At 36.2% G+C, this 15,175-nt stretch carries 15 protein-coding genes and 3 pseudogenes; 12 read left to right on the forward strand and 6 right to left on the reverse strand.

Annotation, left to right across the window (positions count from 1 at the left end; translation table 11 throughout):
• Positions 1 to 1,136 (reverse strand): tyrosine-type recombinase/integrase (locus tag MOF34_RS19775; protein ID WP_268401441.1); only part of this gene is annotated, 1,136 nt, incomplete at its 3' end.
• Between the two features lie 383 nt (positions 1,137 to 1,519).
• Here MOF34_RS19775 and MOF34_RS19780 point away from each other — a divergent pair.
• The 7 genes and pseudogenes from MOF34_RS19780 to MOF34_RS19810 all read left to right on the forward strand — a co-directional run.
• Positions 1,520 to 2,359: an SMI1/KNR4 family protein gene (locus MOF34_RS19780; protein ID WP_268401442.1), complete on the forward strand. Its 840-nt coding sequence runs from the start codon at positions 1,520 to 1,522 to the stop codon at positions 2,357 to 2,359.
• Between the two features lie 88 nt (positions 2,360 to 2,447).
• Positions 2,448 to 2,684 carry a hypothetical protein gene (locus MOF34_RS19785; RefSeq protein ID WP_268401443.1) on the forward strand — a complete coding sequence of 79 codons (237 nt, stop codon included), beginning with the start codon at positions 2,448 to 2,450 and terminating at the stop codon, positions 2,682 to 2,684.
• A gap of 902 nt (positions 2,685 to 3,586) precedes the next feature.
• A complete protein-coding gene (locus tag MOF34_RS19790) occupies positions 3,587 to 4,876 on the forward strand; it encodes a Na+/H+ antiporter NhaC family protein (protein ID WP_268401445.1) in 1,290 nt (429 codons plus the stop codon).
• Between the two features lie 349 nt (positions 4,877 to 5,225).
• A complete protein-coding gene (locus MOF34_RS19795; protein WP_268401529.1) occupies positions 5,226 to 5,519 on the forward strand; it encodes a YolD-like family protein in 294 nt (97 codons plus the stop codon).
• Positions 5,512 to 6,762: a DNA polymerase thumb domain-containing protein gene (locus MOF34_RS19800; RefSeq protein ID WP_268401447.1), complete on the forward strand. Its 1,251-nt coding sequence runs from the start codon at positions 5,512 to 5,514 to the stop codon at positions 6,760 to 6,762. Before MOF34_RS19795 ends, MOF34_RS19800 begins: the two co-directional genes overlap by 8 nt.
• 136 nt (positions 6,763 to 6,898) lie before the next feature.
• On the forward strand, positions 6,899 to 7,654 hold the full coding sequence (locus MOF34_RS19805; RefSeq protein WP_019714501.1) for a YqcI/YcgG family protein: 756 nt from the start codon (positions 6,899 to 6,901) through the stop codon (positions 7,652 to 7,654).
• A gap of 83 nt (positions 7,655 to 7,737) precedes the next feature.
• A pseudogene (locus tag MOF34_RS19810) lies at positions 7,738 to 7,915 on the forward strand (MFS transporter); the annotation flags it as partial.
• Between the two features lie 138 nt (positions 7,916 to 8,053).
• Here the strand turns inward: MOF34_RS19810 and alr are convergent.
• A complete protein-coding gene (gene alr / locus MOF34_RS19815; protein ID WP_268401448.1) occupies positions 8,054 to 9,238 on the reverse strand; it encodes an alanine racemase in 1,185 nt (394 codons plus the stop codon).
• A gap of 331 nt (positions 9,239 to 9,569) precedes the next feature.
• Between alr and MOF34_RS19820 the strand changes: the two are divergent.
• Both MOF34_RS19820 and MOF34_RS19825 read left to right on the forward strand, forming a co-directional pair.
• Positions 9,570 to 9,907, forward strand: a pseudogene (locus MOF34_RS19820) (DUF2691 family protein).
• 30 nt (positions 9,908 to 9,937) lie between these two features.
• Positions 9,938 to 10,372, forward strand: a complete 435-nt coding sequence (locus MOF34_RS19825; protein ID WP_268401449.1) for a dUTP diphosphatase — start codon at positions 9,938 to 9,940, stop codon at positions 10,370 to 10,372.
• A 580-nt stretch (positions 10,373 to 10,952) separates the two neighbouring features.
• On the opposite strand, the gene MOF34_RS19830 is transcribed toward MOF34_RS19825, so the two are convergent.
• Positions 10,953 to 11,201: a hypothetical protein gene (locus tag MOF34_RS19830; RefSeq protein WP_268401450.1), complete on the reverse strand. Its 249-nt coding sequence runs from the start codon at positions 11,199 to 11,201 to the stop codon at positions 10,953 to 10,955.
• Positions 11,202 to 11,995: 794 nt separating this feature from the next.
• Between MOF34_RS19830 and MOF34_RS19835 the strand changes: the two genes are divergently transcribed.
• A complete protein-coding gene (locus MOF34_RS19835; RefSeq protein WP_268401451.1) occupies positions 11,996 to 12,835 on the forward strand; it encodes a thymidylate synthase in 840 nt (279 codons plus the stop codon).
• A gap of 54 nt (positions 12,836 to 12,889) precedes the next feature.
• Here the strand turns inward: MOF34_RS19835 and MOF34_RS19840 are convergent.
• From MOF34_RS19840 to cotC, 3 genes and pseudogenes are all read right to left on the reverse strand, one after another.
• Positions 12,890 to 13,260: pseudogene (locus tag MOF34_RS19840) on the reverse strand (YrpD family protein); the annotation flags it as partial.
• Positions 13,261 to 13,353: 93 nt separating this feature from the next.
• Positions 13,354 to 13,704, reverse strand: a complete 351-nt coding sequence (locus MOF34_RS19845; protein WP_268401452.1) for a YoqO family protein — start codon at positions 13,702 to 13,704, stop codon at positions 13,354 to 13,356.
• 233 nt (positions 13,705 to 13,937) lie between these two features.
• Complete coding sequence (cotC, locus tag MOF34_RS19850) at positions 13,938 to 14,156, reverse strand: spore coat protein CotC (protein ID WP_019714508.1); 219 nt, start codon at positions 14,154 to 14,156, stop codon at positions 13,938 to 13,940.
• A 370-nt stretch (positions 14,157 to 14,526) separates the two neighbouring features.
• Between cotC and MOF34_RS19855 the strand changes: the two genes are divergently transcribed.
• Both MOF34_RS19855 and MOF34_RS19860 read left to right on the forward strand, forming a co-directional pair.
• Positions 14,527 to 14,733 carry a hypothetical protein gene (locus MOF34_RS19855; RefSeq protein ID WP_268401453.1) on the forward strand — a complete coding sequence of 69 codons (207 nt, stop codon included), beginning with the start codon at positions 14,527 to 14,529 and terminating at the stop codon, positions 14,731 to 14,733.
• Between the two features lie 39 nt (positions 14,734 to 14,772).
• Positions 14,773 to 15,171 carry a hypothetical protein gene (locus tag MOF34_RS19860; protein ID WP_268401530.1) on the forward strand — a complete coding sequence of 133 codons (399 nt, stop codon included), beginning with the start codon at positions 14,773 to 14,775 and terminating at the stop codon, positions 15,169 to 15,171.
• Positions 15,172 to 15,175 lie beyond the last annotated feature (4 nt).

Consider the following 15,175-nt stretch of genomic DNA (forward strand, 5'->3'; position numbering starts at 1 on the left):
CAAAAACGGGGGTCAGTCCCACCATCCACTGATGTATTTTCAAGCTTCTCAGATATATGAGAGTATACGTCTGATGTGATGGTTATATTTTTATGTCCGAGTCTTTCTTGAACAAACTTCATACTTGCACCTGATTCTAGAAGAAGGACAGCATGAGTATGTCTTAAACCATGAATTGGCATTTTTTCTAATCCAGCTTTCTTCAGAATGCGATTGAGTGCATTGAAGAGGGTAGACTTTGGCAAAGGTTTTCCATCCTGTCTGCAAAATACTAGATCTATTTCATGTTCGTAAATCTCATTAAAAACTATTCTATTATCATTTAAGTAGTTCATGTGTGCTGCAAATTCTTTTGCTAATGAATTGCTGATTTTAATTCTTCTTTCGGGTTCATATGTTTTTGTTTCCCCGAATATTTCTTCTCCTTCTTTAACCTGGAAGTCTAAAGATTTGTTAATGTTGATGAAGTTATTTTTTAGATCAATATCCTTTCTTTGTAAAGCAGCTGCTTCTCCTTTACGCATACCTGTTTCAAGTAGAGTTTTAAAGAAGATATAGTACAAATAAGTATCTTGTCTTGCAACTTTAAGGAAGAGGGGAATATCATCTGACTTAATGTATTCTAACTTTTCTTTTTTCTTAGCTTTAGCTCTAGGAATTGTTACCCCTTCACATGGGTTTTCTTCAATTTTTTTAAGAGGTTTTACTGCAGTAGCTAAAGCGTTGAACATTGTCCCGTGAATGATTTCAATTGTTCTTTTGCTGTACCCTTGGTCTGCTAAATAATTAATGAATTTTTGATAACGTAAGGGTTTAATATCTTTTAGTTTAATGTCCTGAAAATAGGGAAGAATTTTTGTATTAACATTTCGTTCGTAGAGAATGTAAGTGTTTTTTCTAACATTTCCTTGTTTATATTGAGCGAGCCAATCTTTAAGATAATGCTTTAAAAGGGTTTCTCCTCCGTTAATTTCTAAATCACCTATCAATCTTTGTTCTTCTTTTCTTGCAGCTAACTGTGCCTCTTTTTTTGTTTTAAATCCACTTTTGGAGACTTCAATTTGCTCTTGTGTTAAAGGGTCTTTATGTTTTATTCTGTATTGCCATGTAGTTCCTCTTTTTCTGAAACTAGCCATATTATTCCACCTTTCGTTTGTAACATATCCCATTTAGCACTTAGTCTTTCGAGGGATAATCAAAAATTCAGACAAGTGAGTCTCTGTCATTTTTTTGGAATGGATTTTTCCTTTTGACTCTAAATAAAATTCCCATTTTATTCAAAGCTGAAGCTGCTTGAATACATTACAAATATAAAGTATCCTGTAGATGTATCATAGTGGGTGTATCAACCATAGGCCAGAGGGTCCCCTCACATACTCTCTGGCTTTTCTTCTAAGATAAGCCTCAAGTGAAAAACATCACCGCCTGTTTTATTTTCCATCACAACTTTGATGAAACTTTCCGAATTTAAAAGCGTATAGTCTTGGAGAATCATTACATAGCCTTAGGAGGTAATACAATGAGTGAGTTTTGGGAGAGCAGTGAATATGATCCTTTTAGGTTAAAAGACATTAGTGAAGATGAAATAAAGAATGTTGAACAAGAGTTAAACTTAACGTTGCCTGAACAATATAAAAAATTGGTTGTCCAACAAAATGGTGGATTGATTAGTTTTAATGCGTTCCCAACAGATCGGGAAACATCTTGGGCAGACGACCATATTGAAGTTGATCATATTAGAGGTATAGGAAAGGATCTAGGGATCTTAGAGAGTGAATATCTAATAAAAGAGTGGGGGCTACCACAAAGATTATTGTTAATACAGGGGGATGGACATAATTGGGTCGCCTTAGATTATCGTCTAACTAATGAAAATCCACCTGTTCATTACTTTGATATTGAATTAAATAATAATTTTAAGATTGCAGATTCATTTGATGAATTCTTATCTAAACTCTATACACACGAATACGAAGAAGTTCAAGAAGACGAAAATTTAGATTGTGATGAAATTCCAAGTATTGATCCAAATGATCCAGAAGCTATTAAGAAGGAAGGTATTGAAAAAATCCTGGCTAATAAGAACCCTATGGAGATTCATAGGATTTCTCTTTTTCCAATCCAAAGTGTTGAAGACCTAAAGTGGTTGCTGAACATTATTAAAGATAATTCTATAGGAGCACAAGGTGACATGGCTTTTGAATTGGCTGACGTGTTGATGTCAATTGTTTCTTCATATTCACATCAAATAAAATCTAATAATCTAAGAGCTGTCGTACAAGAAGCTGTTAATGAGTTAGGAAAGTCCAAAAATGAAGATACTGAGATTATATTAGATCAACTCAAAGACTTCTTGTAAAATAATTATCATTTTCCTATTTTTTTATTTTTAACATCATATACTAGAATGGAAATGTGTTAAAAATTCTAAAGAAAAGAGGGAATTAATGAAAAGCTATCAGAAGATTTTGAGTGTCGTTTTGAGTTTGCTTCTGCTGCTAACTTTTGTATTACCCAACTTTGCTGAAGCCCAGTCAATTGAGCAACCGGTTCAACCTGGAACAGAAGTTCAAGGATCAGATGGAAATCCAGTTGATTCCGAGTATGAAGAGTATGAGGATGACTTTAACTACGAAGAGGATACATACGAAGATTACTCTGATGTTTCGGAAGATTCGTATTAGCTAATTTAGCAGATGCTCCAGTCTATGAAGATGAGGATTTATTAGAGGACGTAGCGCAAGAAGAAATCATTGAAGACGAAAGTGTTCCTGATAGTGAATTTGAAGAGAATGTTGTAACTCCGACTGAAAGCGCCACTGAACCGTATAAAACTCGTTTTTAATTCCCCTTAAAAAAACCTCCACTAAGTCTTTAAGGTGTTATTCCTTTATATGTATATCTTTAGATTACAATAAAAATCTAAAAATGAATAGATGTGGGCACCCACAAAGACACCCACAAAACACCCACAATTATAATATACTTGATGATTTCTTATTCGAAGAGAAATAAGAGAACCTTTTTAATTCAACGTTTAGCATGCACTATGACATTGATATATTGCCTAGGTTATAATCCGCACGCAAGTACATCCTTGGGAGCGCGAACAGTATATGTCTCAATATTAATCTCTCAATCCCTTGGCACTATGGTGTCAGGGGATTTTTTGATTTGATTAATAGAATGAGAACTTAGTAATTTAAAAGTTATTCTCTAGTAAATGCTTCTCAGCTTTCTGAAATTTCACTGTCTTGTTTAGAGTATGATTCCTTTCCTTTTTTTATTTTTGATAAATGCAAAATTAGCTTTTATGTCCAGTATCGTGTCATGTTGACAGCTTCCCTAATGTTTAATAAGGAAATTCGCATCTCATCAAAAAACAGTTTTTAGTTGAATATGGAACCTCCCCATAACCTGTTGATGAGAGTGTTTATTCCTCTCCTTAAAAAAATTTTTCTTTCTTCTCTGTTATTGATGCAATAATGACTATACTATTTTCTGCTTGACTTTTTTACTGTAGCCTTTTAAAGTATGGAATGTTGTTTAGACGACTTTGATACTGAAATTAGAGGTGGCTGCTTAGATGAAACAAAATGGAAATCCTTGGGCGCTATTTCCACTATTTTTATTTGTAGGCCTTTTTGTCGGCTCTGGTGTAATAACTGGAGATTTCTATAAATTGCCAATATTGATTGCAGCAATTATAGCATCAGCTTTTGCGCTTTTATTAAACCAAAAGCAATCGCTCAATCAGAAAATAGAATGGTTTGCTTCCGGTGCAGGACAATCTGACATTATTATTATGGTTATCATTTTTGTATTAGCAGGTGCTTTTGCTTCTGCGGCTGAGGCGATGGGAGCTGTACACTCAACCGTCAACCTTGCTTTGAGTTTTATTCCGCAGCAGTTTATGCTGCCAGGGCTTTTTATCATTTCTGGTTTTATTTCTGTTTCGATGGGAACATCAATGGGCACGATTGCGGCAGTTACTCCAATTAGCGCCAGTTTGAGCGGAGAAATTGGCTTGTCCGCTGCAATAGCTATAGCAGCTGTTGTGGGCGGAGCTATGTTTGGAGATAATCTTTCTTTTATTTCGGACACTACCATCGCGGCAGTACGGTCACAAAAAACACAAATGATTGATAAATTTAAAACAAATTTTTTGATCGTTTTGCCTGCTGCTATCATAACTGTCATTTTATTATTTTTTATACCGACAGGACACGTAGGACATACCGGAGCTGAATCTTACAGCTGGTTTAAAGTACTTCCTTATGTTGCCGTGTTAGTCTTTGCGTTAATTGGTTTTAATGTGGTGGCTGTCATTTTCTGCGGATTGATCTTAACAGGAATTATAGGGTTTGCAAGCGGAAGCTTGACGCTTGCATCTTATTTTAAAGCAATTACGGATGGGATTGCAGGAATGTCTGATCTTATCATTCTTTCAATGTTAATTGGCGGAATGGTCGGCGTCATGAAACAAAACGGAGGGATTGACTTTTTAATGGGATTCATTTCTAAAAGAATCCATTCGAGAAAAGGCGCTGAGGCTGGTATTGCCGGATTGGTCAGCGTTACAAACCTAGCTACTGCCAATAATACAATTGCTATTATTGCAGCCGGGCCAATTGCGAAAAATATCTCTGATGAATTTAAAATCGACAATAGAAAATCAGCAAGTATTTTAGATATCTTTTCCTGCGTAATTCAAGGCTTAATACCTTATGGCGCGCAGATGTTATCGGCAGGGAAGTTTGGAAAAATATCGCCTGTCAGTATCGTGCATTATTCTTTCTATCCTGTTATAATCGGGATCTGCGGTATCATAGCAATTATATTTGGTCTGCCGAAATTCACTAGACGTTTAAAATAAATATAAAAAATAGGTATCGAATAGTACCTATTTCTTAATTCTTTCATTTTATGATACACAATTAAATGTTGATGGCCTAGTGGGTGAATAACGAGAGTTCAAGCCCTCTCGGCCGCAACAATAATAACAAGGGTTTTGATGCCCTTGTTTTTTTGTGTCTTCGAATTGTTAGAGGTGTATTTGTTAAGTAAGGGTCATTCTAGGATATGGAATGGCATTACCAACATTTACATCGAACCTTTGTTCCTATTGTTATTGAATAAAGAACGTTTGTTCTGTTAATATTAGATCAATAAGGGAGTGAGCCAATTTGCTTAGAGATCGAGGAACAATCAAATGGACATCAATGATGCTTCCGGAACATTTAACCCAGCTTAAACAAGATTTAATTGATGTATCAAAAATTGAAAAGCCGTCCTTAGATGACCAACAAATTGAAGAGATGGAGCTTCTCGTCTCTGAGGCATTGGAATTTTATAAAGAGCTGCAATTCAAGCTTTTCAACGATGGTTTTGTTGAAATTGTCGCCGGCAGAGTGCATTACATTAATTTTGAGCAACAAAAGCTACACGTAAAAGACCAGAACGACAATACAGTTTATATCAACATGAAAGACATCATAGGAGTTACATACAATGATTGATTACTCACAATTTCCACGTAAGAATATACTTTGTGTCGATATGAAATCCTTTTATGCTTCTGTATCGGCTGTAACAAAGGGGCTTAACCCTTTAACATGCTATCTTGCTGTTGTAGGAAACACGGAGAGACAGGGAAGTGTAGTGTTAGCTGCATCTCCTGCACTTAAAAAAGATTTTGGAATCAAAACAGGGTCGAGACTATTTGAGATACCTGAAGATCCAAGAATACACATTGTAAATCCGCAAATGAAGCTTTTCATCAGAGTTTCAACTGAGATTACAAAACTGTTTTACAGATTTGTTCCTGAAAAATGTGTCCATACGTATTCAATTGATGAATCTTTTTTAGATGCAGGAAAAGAAAATCCTGAAGAAATGGCCAAAGCCATCCAAAGCAGCATGTGGAGAGAATTTGGCCTAATGTGCACAGTAGGTATTGGAGATAATATGTTACTCAGTAAGCTTGCGCTTGACCTGGAGAGTAAGAAAACGAAGAGTGGGATTGCACGTTGGAGATATGAAGATGTGCCAAATAAACTCTGGAAGGTTCGCCCTTTGTCTAAAATGTGGGGGATAGGAGGGAGGATGGAAAGAAACCTAAATCGGATGGGAATATCAACTGTAGGTCAGTTAGCTAAGTACCCCTTAGCGTTGCTTGAGAAGAAGTTCGGCATAATGGGAAACCAGTTGTACTATCATGCCCATGGAATTGATTTATCAGAAATTGGAGCTCCACTAATGCAAGGACAGATTAGTTTCGGTAAGAGTCAGATTTTACTGAGGGATTACACAAGGAGAGAAGAGATTAAGGCTGTTCTTCTGGAGATTTGCGAGGAAGTCGCAAGAAGGGCACGTACACACAACAAAGTTGGTCGAACAATTAGCCTCGGAATTGGATACAGTAAAGATGAGCTTGGTGGTGGATTTCATCGATCCAAAACAATTGATCTTCCCACAAATATTACCATGGACATTTATAGATGCTGCTTGATGCTCTTTCATAAGTTTTACTCGGGTAAAACAGTGAGAAGTATCTCAGTTACGTTATCAAATATTGAGGATGATGTTAATCAGCAGTTGAGTTTATTTGAAGTGGATAATGAAAAGAGAAGGAAACTCGGATTTGTAATGGATGGGATTAGGAGTAAATATGGGTCGAAAGCGATTCTGAGAGCCGTTTCTTATACACCTGCAGGAACTGCACTTCACAGAGCAGGGCTGACTGGTGGACATAAATCGTAAAATATGATCTCCTTCTTACATGTAAAGTGGAAATCTTTCAACCATAAAAGTGTTGTGGAACAGTGCCTAATTATTAACAGGACAAACACCTATACAACACTTTTGCGATAGTCTAATGATGTAAGGAGGCTATCGTATGACAAACTTAATGAAAGGAATTGAAGCAGCTGCCCAAGCATGTCTTTTACCTTGGCAAAAGGATGCACTGAATGCTTTTAGTAACAAAATGAAAGATAAAGAGCATCTTTTTCCATGTATTCCAGCTACTCAATCTTTCTCACTTGGGCATCTCAGGTATGGATTTGTAGGGCAACCTCAATATGACCAAACATCCCTAGAACTAGCCAATTTACTAAAAGAGTTCACGATAAACTGTAGGGATTACGGGAAGTATACAACGTTGATTGTATTCTTTGACACGCCTCAAGATCTTATTAATAAAAGCAGCGTAGAGGATTTTGAATTATTGTTTTGGGAGCAACTTAACAAATTGCATGACCTAGATGAGAAGGATTGGCCCATTCATATTCCCCAGAATCCATCAGAACATGAATGGGAATATTGTTTTCATGGGGAGCAGTATTTTATGTATTGTGCCACCCCAAAGCATGAAGAGAGAAAGAGTAGGCATTTTCCTTATATGATGATGGCCATTACCCCACGTTGGGTTCTTCAAGAATTTAATAAGAACGAAAAATACGCTAAAAAGATTAAAGAACAAGTAAGAAAAAGAATTAATCAATATGATACTATTCCCATTCATCCTGCTTTAAACAGTTACGGGAATGTAGATAATCACGAATGGAAACAGTATTTTCTAAGAGATAGTGACACTGAACTACCTAATTGTCCATTCTTAAGAAGCTTAATTGACAAAGAAAATAGAAACTAGTTTAATAAATTATTCAATTCATCATAAATACCATACCCTCATCAAAAAAAAAACAACCATTGTACACACAATGAAGACAAACTTCATCTGTAGGTTTGTCTTTTACATTCTTTATATCGTGGCGTTGGGTATATTGGCACTCGGTTTTGTTTCAAATTCATGCCGGAAACAAAGGGGCGTACACTTGAAGAACTTGAAGAGCATTTCCGTTCTCAACATGATAAAGATACCCCCGAAAAATCAGCTATTGAGGTATCATGATTTATAATACAATCATGAAACTGACGCATGAAATCTCTCTGCCTATAGGAGGGATTTTTTGTTTGGTTTCAGAAAAGTAAAATCCCTCCGGTAGAGGAAGCTTGCTTCAGCATAAAAGGCATAAACGCAAGTGCAAACCTACACGTATAATACTGGAGTTGATACCTTGAAAATCTCACCATCTCTTATATAAAAACGAGGGATGCGGCGGCTTAATGTAGACACCACTTCATAGTTAATCGTATTAAGCATTTCAGCAACTTCATCAACAGAAATCTCTGCTCCCTTTTGCTGGCCGTAAATCACGACTTCCTCTCCTTGTTTACCTTCACCGCTCTCGCCTAAACTCACCATGATCATATCCATCGTCACTCTTCCCGCCACCGGGACTCGTTTTCCGCGATGAAGAACAAACCCGCGATTTGAAAGTGCACGGGAATAACCGTCAGCATATCCGATCGGAAGGGTGGCAATGAATTCGTCGGGTTCTGCGATGTATGTCGCGCCATAGCTGATGGTTCGGGGTTCTGTCCGCATGGTTTTCACATAAGCGATACGCGCTTTTAAACTTAATGCAGGAGCAAGCTTCACGACGTTTAGTTGTTTGATATAGGTTGAAGGATATAACCCATATAAGCCGATACCTAAACGAATCATATCAGCACTAAATTCAGGAAAAGCAATAGCTGCAGCCGTGTTGCTCATGTGCACGGTGGGCAGTTCAATGCCCTGGTTCTTTAAAAAGCTGAGAAATCTAATAAATTTATCGTGTTGCAGCTTGGTTAGTGTGTTGTCAGCTTCATCAGCTGTAGAAAAATGTGTAAATATCCCTGTCCATCTGAGAGATTTGCTTGCCTTTAGTGCCTTCACTACTGCTAAAAGTTCTTCCTTTGTGCGTACACCTAATCGTCCCATTCCAGTATCCACGTTAATATGAATAGCCAGCCGGTCAGTACTCGCTTCTTTTTCCAATATCTCGTTAGCTTCTTTAATCCAATCAACCTGGAATGCTGATAATGTTATATTCCAAGCTGCTGACTTTTCCACACAACTAAGGGAGGTAAATCCAAGCACAAGGATAGGTGCTGTAATCCCCGCTTTTCGTAAAACGATTCCTTCCTCCACGCTGGCAACAGCGAGCTCACTCGCCCCATGTTCCAGTGCATGGCGCGCCACTTCTACAGACCCATGACCATAACCGTTTGCTTTTACGACAGCCATAATTTTGCTCTTATCTGGAATATGACGGCGAATCGCTCGTAAATTTTTTTTTATGGCATCAAGATTGACTTCAATCCAAACTTCTCGGCAAAGCTTTGTCATTAACGCTTCCTTCCTTCTTATGGAATAATAAAAAACGCATTTAACCGCAAAATAAATGTTAATTGTTGGATAGTTTCGATCTTATCTTATTCAACTCCATTTGAATTCATTCAACAGCAAATCTATGATACACGAGAAGGCTTCATCGATACCGAAATAACTGCTTCCAAACGTGAAACTGAAGGTACTGGCTGGGCTAACTCTTCTTGATAAAGAATTGAGGAACGCCTAACTGAACGTTAGAAGAACTTTTTAAATGGGAAGGGCTGAGAAAATGTGAAAGAAGATTGGAATCAATCGGTTCAGAAAATTGTTTAAGTGAGGAGTAAATATGAAAAGGGGAGTTAGTTTTCAGATACCGAATGAATATGGAAATTATCTATGGAGAATACTGCAGCCGTTAGATATAGCTAATTATATAAAACAAATCAGTACTATACCATTTTCGTTGAACTGGAAAGACGGTTAATAAAAGTCCAGACATATGAAGAGTTTATTAGCCGTGATTGCGAACTTGTCCTTTTGATTGCAGATAATAGCTATGTTTCGATATAATGTAAAAACAAAAATGCCATTGAAAAACTTTACTTCAATGCTTTAAAGAATGATTTTGAAGAAGTTCAATTTATAACTGATGAAAACGACACAAGAACAGGTCTTACCGTATGATCATGCAAAAAATGATAAGGAGTAATACATATGACAATACAAATTAAAATCAAATATCTAGATGAAACACAAAAAAGAATCAGCAAAATTGAGCAAGGAGACTGGATTGATCTTCGGGCAGCTGAAGATATAGCAATAAAAAAAGGTGAATTTAAGCTTGTCCCATTAGGTGTAGCTATGGAATTGCCTGAAGGTTACGAAGCACATGTTGTTCCTCGTTCAAGTACTTATAAGAACTTTAACGTTATTCAAACAAACTCAATGGGTGTTATCGATGAGTCGTACAAGGGAGACAACGATTTTTGGTTCTTTCCTGCTTATGCGTTACGTGACACAGAGATTAAGAAAGGGGAGCGGATCTGCCAGTTCAGAATCATGAAAAAGATGCCGGCAGTTGAATTAATTGAAGTTGAGCGTTTAGGGAATGAAGATAGAGGCGGACACGGTTCAACGGGAACAATGTAAGCAAATTTAAAAACCTTGGCTGTTTTCATGCTGTGATCTGAACAATGGAGGTTTCAGCCAAGGTACATATAATGATATGTATAAAATGAATATTTAATACGAAGCATCTCATTTTAAACAAACTTTAAAAAGGGAAGCTTTGAAATAGTAAAATAGTAATGACTAAAGTAGATAAAGATCCTAAAGATGTCAAAGAAACAATTTTTCGGGTGCTTTGCTTTTTTGAAGGTTTATTTAGTTCATGAATAACCGCACCCCATAAAAGCATGGATGCTAAAATTATAATACTAATATACATATCAATGCTCCTTTTTCTTATATCTACATTTTTCATATTTTTATTTATTTTACCACATTTAGGATTGAGGAGTCGATAAAATAAACATTAGTAATGACACTAATTACAATCCAAGATAAATGACATGTGTTCATTAATAATTGAATTTACAGCAGCCATAACACAATTTCAAATATTGACGAAATGAGACACGAGACTTCACAAAAAATTAGAGTACGTCGACAGATATTATAAAAAAACCCCCGGTATGTCACCGGGGCAATAAATAGAGATTTAAGATATTTAGTAATGTTTTCTATACGATTTGACAAAATCATAATAATGATCATCGTCATTGTAATACTTTTTGTCGCAATCACGATGTTTTTTATCATCGTCATGAAACTTTTTGTAGCAATCACGATGTTTTTTATCATCATCATGAAACTTTTTGTCGCAATCACAATGCTTTTTATCATGGTCGTTATACTTTTTGTAATACGTTTTTTTCAAAGTGTAATACTCTTCTTTATATTTTTTATAATAACCCAATTAAATTCCTCCTTTTATGTTATTCAATATTAATTTATGAAGTTTAAATGATATGGTATGGTCAAATGGACAAAAAATAGTAAAAAGAGGCTTTAAAAACTTTCTGAAAACAAAACGGATAACTGCTTATCAAAATAAGAGAGGGAGAAAGGACGTAATTCCTGTAAAATAATAAAGTGTATGGAGAAGATTAATATACGTAAAGAGAGACTTTCTCTAATTGAATAATATTTGAACGTCTTGGTTAAGATTCAAGCACTCTATGATGTGATTTCTGACGCTGCTTTTTGAAAGACTTAAAGTAAGACGTCAACAACGGTCAGAAATGGATGAAAGAAGGAGAATGAATTTCTGCCAAATATCGAAATAAAGTGTCGATGATCAAATGAATGAAAGGAGAGGGGATTTGTTTGAAAGAAAGCCCAATTGCACATAGACAAATGACAATTGATATAGGTAAAATAAAATGCATTAAACCAGAGGGAGCGAGTGGATGTAATGTGTTTAGACAATATCCAATTTGGTATACACCAACACCTCCCTATTTAATGTTCATGTGCCTCAATATCTAGTGATTTCTTTATTATAAACGTTGTATGCATCAAACTTGCGGGTAACTATGAGACTATGTTATGAAGAAATACAGGTGTAAAAGAGGGGGCTGACTCCTCCCTCTTCACACGTGATTGGAATAAGAATCTCATTTATCTGCACGTGCTTCGTATTTGCGTTAATATTGTTTTCGTAATAAATTATGCCAAGTAACTGAAAATGAAAGAAGGATATGAATAGTCATGACTCAATTCGATAAACAATACAATTCCATCATAAAGGATATTATGAATAATGGGATCTCAGATGAAGAATTTCATGTAAGAACCAAGTGGGACTCTGATGGAACACCGGCTCATACACTAAGCGTGATTAGTAAACAAATGAGATTCGACAACTCAGAAGTTCCTATTTTAACGACAAAAAAGGTTGCCTGGAAAACAGCCATTAAAGAGTTGCTTTGGATTTGGCAGCTAAAATCTAATGATGTTACTGAATTAAACAAGATGGGTGTACAAATTTGGGATCAGTGGAAACAAGAAGACGGCACTATCGGCAATGCTTATGGATTTCAGTTGGGCAAGAAAAACAGAAATCTAAATGGAGAAAAGGTGGATCAGGTTGATTATCTTCTTCATCAATTGAAGAACAACCCATCTTCACGCAGACACATTACAATGCTATGGAATCCAGATGAATTAGATTCAATGGCCTTAACGCCATGCGTATACGAAACTCAATGGTATGTTAAGCAAGGCAAGCTCCACCTCGAGGTAAGAGCACGGAGCAATGACATGGCGTTGGGGAATCCATTCAATGTATTCCAATACAATGTTTTGCAGCGCATGATTGCTCAAGTCACTGGTTATGAGCTTGGTGAATATATCTTTAACATTGGGGATTGCCATGTGTACACACGGCATATAGACAATTTGAAAATCCAAATGGAAAGAGAGCAGTTTGAAGCACCTGAATTATGGATCAATCCTGAAGTCAAAGATTTTTATGACTTTACCATTGATGATTTCAAGTTATTCAACTATAAGCATGGGGACAAGCTTTTATTTGAGGTAGCAGTTTAATGCTGCCTCTTTATTGTTCATTGGATTTTGAAAGTAAGTAATCCTAATAAAATTAAATTTGTCATTGCCTTCGATGTACGTTTCTTCATTTTTGGCCCCAGCCTTCATGATTGTTTGCTGTACTGAAGCCCGATGTCTGCCTCAGTTCCGCTTGTTGCCCTAAAGCCTGAATAAATATAAGGTGTAGAGAACGAGTCCTCATGTTTTACGGTGTCGGAAAGCTTGATTTTAGCTGTAAAAACAGTGCCTGTACTGTTCAGGTAGGCGCGGCCGCCAATACCTTTAGGCAGCTGGGTGGCTGCTTTTGCGACCTGAGTGTCTGCCGCGGGCAAGCCAGGAATACCCGCTAAAAATGTTCTGAAAAGAACTGCTGTTCCTACTGCACCTGCAATCAATATTTTTTCATTAAAATTCTCCCTTCGCAAAATACTTCATTTTACCAATAAGTTTCATGTTAGATGGTTTATGGGTCAAATATGAAAAACTATATACACTTACTAGATGATAGGAAGAGCTCACTAGGGTAACCGATCTGAGATCTTTCTCAAAATAAAAACACAAATGCTTATAGAAACGATAATCAAAAGAATGTTGGCTATTGTTTCCCAGCCGGTAATGAGGGGATGATCTTTAATAAATGCTTGCCCTTGTAAAATCATAAAAGTACAGATACCGACTAAGAAAAGAAAACAAATGCTGAGGATCACCAACGATTTGCGTGTATATGTTTTCAATTCCTCTTTAGCATACAGCAAAACGAAAACAAAAAAGCTAACATTAGAAATTATTTGTATAACATCAAAATTTTTCATGGTAATTGATATAATTAAACAAAGTACTATGAGATAAAATACTATATTTTTAGACAAAGAATCTCTCCTTTTAAGTATGGCCCATAAAGAGTTTACAAAAGTTTCTTTAAAACTGCAATACTTGGAAGAAGAACCAGTTCCGCTTATACAAACTAATTAAACTATGTACTAAATATTCATTGTAATTTTATTCAGTCATTAGAAACTTCAGATTATATAGTAGATCAAACAACAAAAAAACCCGGCATTAGCCGGGTAAAAAGAGAATCGAGGAGATGTTAAGGGAGTTTTTAGTAATGTTTCTTATGCTTTTTATACTCTACTACATAATCATAGTCTTTTTTGTCGTGATCATAATGTTTTTTATCACAGTCACAATATTTTTTATCACAGTCATAATATTTTTTATCATCATGATCATCGTATTTTTTGTCATATCCGTAATACTTCTTATAATACGTTTTTTTTACAGTATAATACTCTTCTTTATATTTTTTGTAATAACCCATATTTACTCCTCCTTTATTGTTGATACGCTTTATTATATGGCGAATTGATTGTGCGGCTTGGACAGTTAGAATCATAGAATAAAAAAAGGGCTATCCAAATCATAGAAAAAGAGGCAGATAACACAAAAACAAATCAACATAAAAAGCCGATTATTCATCGGCCTAAATTATTTATCTTATATTGTTATTCTTCCTTGTTTTCTGAATCACTTTTTCATACATCTTTAGTCTGTCCGATGGTCGCTTGTTGATAAGGCTCTTCCTGCATAACGGTCAAGCGGCATTTATCAGAACCAAACACGAAAAAGTTTACAAATAAAATAACGCGTATTTTTTATTTTGAACATTTTAAAAGCCAGCAGTTGGTGCAATGATATCACAAGAGTTGATGATTCATAAAATGGCTGCAGCCGAATATAATGTCCAATGCCATTTGCAAAAAAAAGCGGAGGATGGTCTGGATCAAATGTTGGTGACGCTGGCCAGTATCTATGGCTGGGCACGGGGGTATAAGGATCTTATCGGCTATACTGGGTGGCAAATCAGATTCAAAGAAATGATACGTATAGTACTGTGATGGTGATGTTTTGGAAGAAAGAGAGGAGAAATCTGGATGATGCGATTTATTAACGTAATTGGATTTCTGTTTATTTTAGGATTCGCTGCAATTTGTCCATTAACGGCACAAGCAGAACAAATGGGAACTGCTGGGGCTGGGGAGTGGGATAAGCTGGGGGCTTACACATATACCTATTCAAGTTCTACAGTATATTCGAACGGAGGAGATTTTAGAGTCTGCCTTTCAGGAAGCAATCCTTTTTCTGTCTCGCTGCACTTATATGAGGATGATGCCGGTGACAATCCTGATGATTATGTAGGAGCAAACTATTTTTCACCTGGAGAATGCCACACTTTTAGCAGTATTGGAAAATTTGTAGATGGGAGCAATAACAGGGCAGAGTTCTTTGTTACCGAATACTCTGGTAAATCTAAAACAGTTACGTTTTATGATTGACGAA

The organism is Bacillus sp. T17B1 (assembly GCF_026796395.1).
Lineage (GTDB): Bacteria > Bacillota > Bacilli > Bacillales > Bacillaceae > Bacillus > Bacillus spizizenii_A.

Coding starts and splice junctions, on each gene's coding strand:
- MOF34_RS19800 (WP_268401447.1), top strand. CDS start 5,512: ATGATTGATTACTCACAATTTCCACGTAAGAATATACTTTGTGTCGAT.
- MOF34_RS19780 (WP_268401442.1), top strand. CDS start 1,520: ATGAGTGAGTTTTGGGAGAGCAGTGAATATGATCCTTTTAGGTTAAAA.
- MOF34_RS19790 (WP_268401445.1), top strand. CDS start 3,587: ATGAAACAAAATGGAAATCCTTGGGCGCTATTTCCACTATTTTTATTT.
- MOF34_RS19785 (WP_268401443.1), top strand. CDS start 2,448: ATGAAAAGCTATCAGAAGATTTTGAGTGTCGTTTTGAGTTTGCTTCTG.
- MOF34_RS19835 (WP_268401451.1), top strand. CDS start 11,996: ATGACTCAATTCGATAAACAATACAATTCCATCATAAAGGATATTATG.
- MOF34_RS19825 (WP_268401449.1), top strand. CDS start 9,938: ATGACAATACAAATTAAAATCAAATATCTAGATGAAACACAAAAAAGA.
- alr (WP_268401448.1), bottom strand. CDS start 9,238: ATGACAAAGCTTTGCCGAGAAGTTTGGATTGAAGTCAATCTTGATGCC.
- MOF34_RS19805 (WP_019714501.1), top strand. CDS start 6,899: ATGACAAACTTAATGAAAGGAATTGAAGCAGCTGCCCAAGCATGTCTT.
- MOF34_RS19795 (WP_268401529.1), top strand. CDS start 5,226: ATGCTTCCGGAACATTTAACCCAGCTTAAACAAGATTTAATTGATGTA.
- cotC (WP_019714508.1), bottom strand. CDS start 14,156: ATGGGTTATTACAAAAAATATAAAGAAGAGTATTATACTGTAAAAAAA.
- MOF34_RS19860 (WP_268401530.1), top strand. CDS start 14,773: ATGCGATTTATTAACGTAATTGGATTTCTGTTTATTTTAGGATTCGCT.
- MOF34_RS19855 (WP_268401453.1), top strand. CDS start 14,527: ATGATATCACAAGAGTTGATGATTCATAAAATGGCTGCAGCCGAATAT.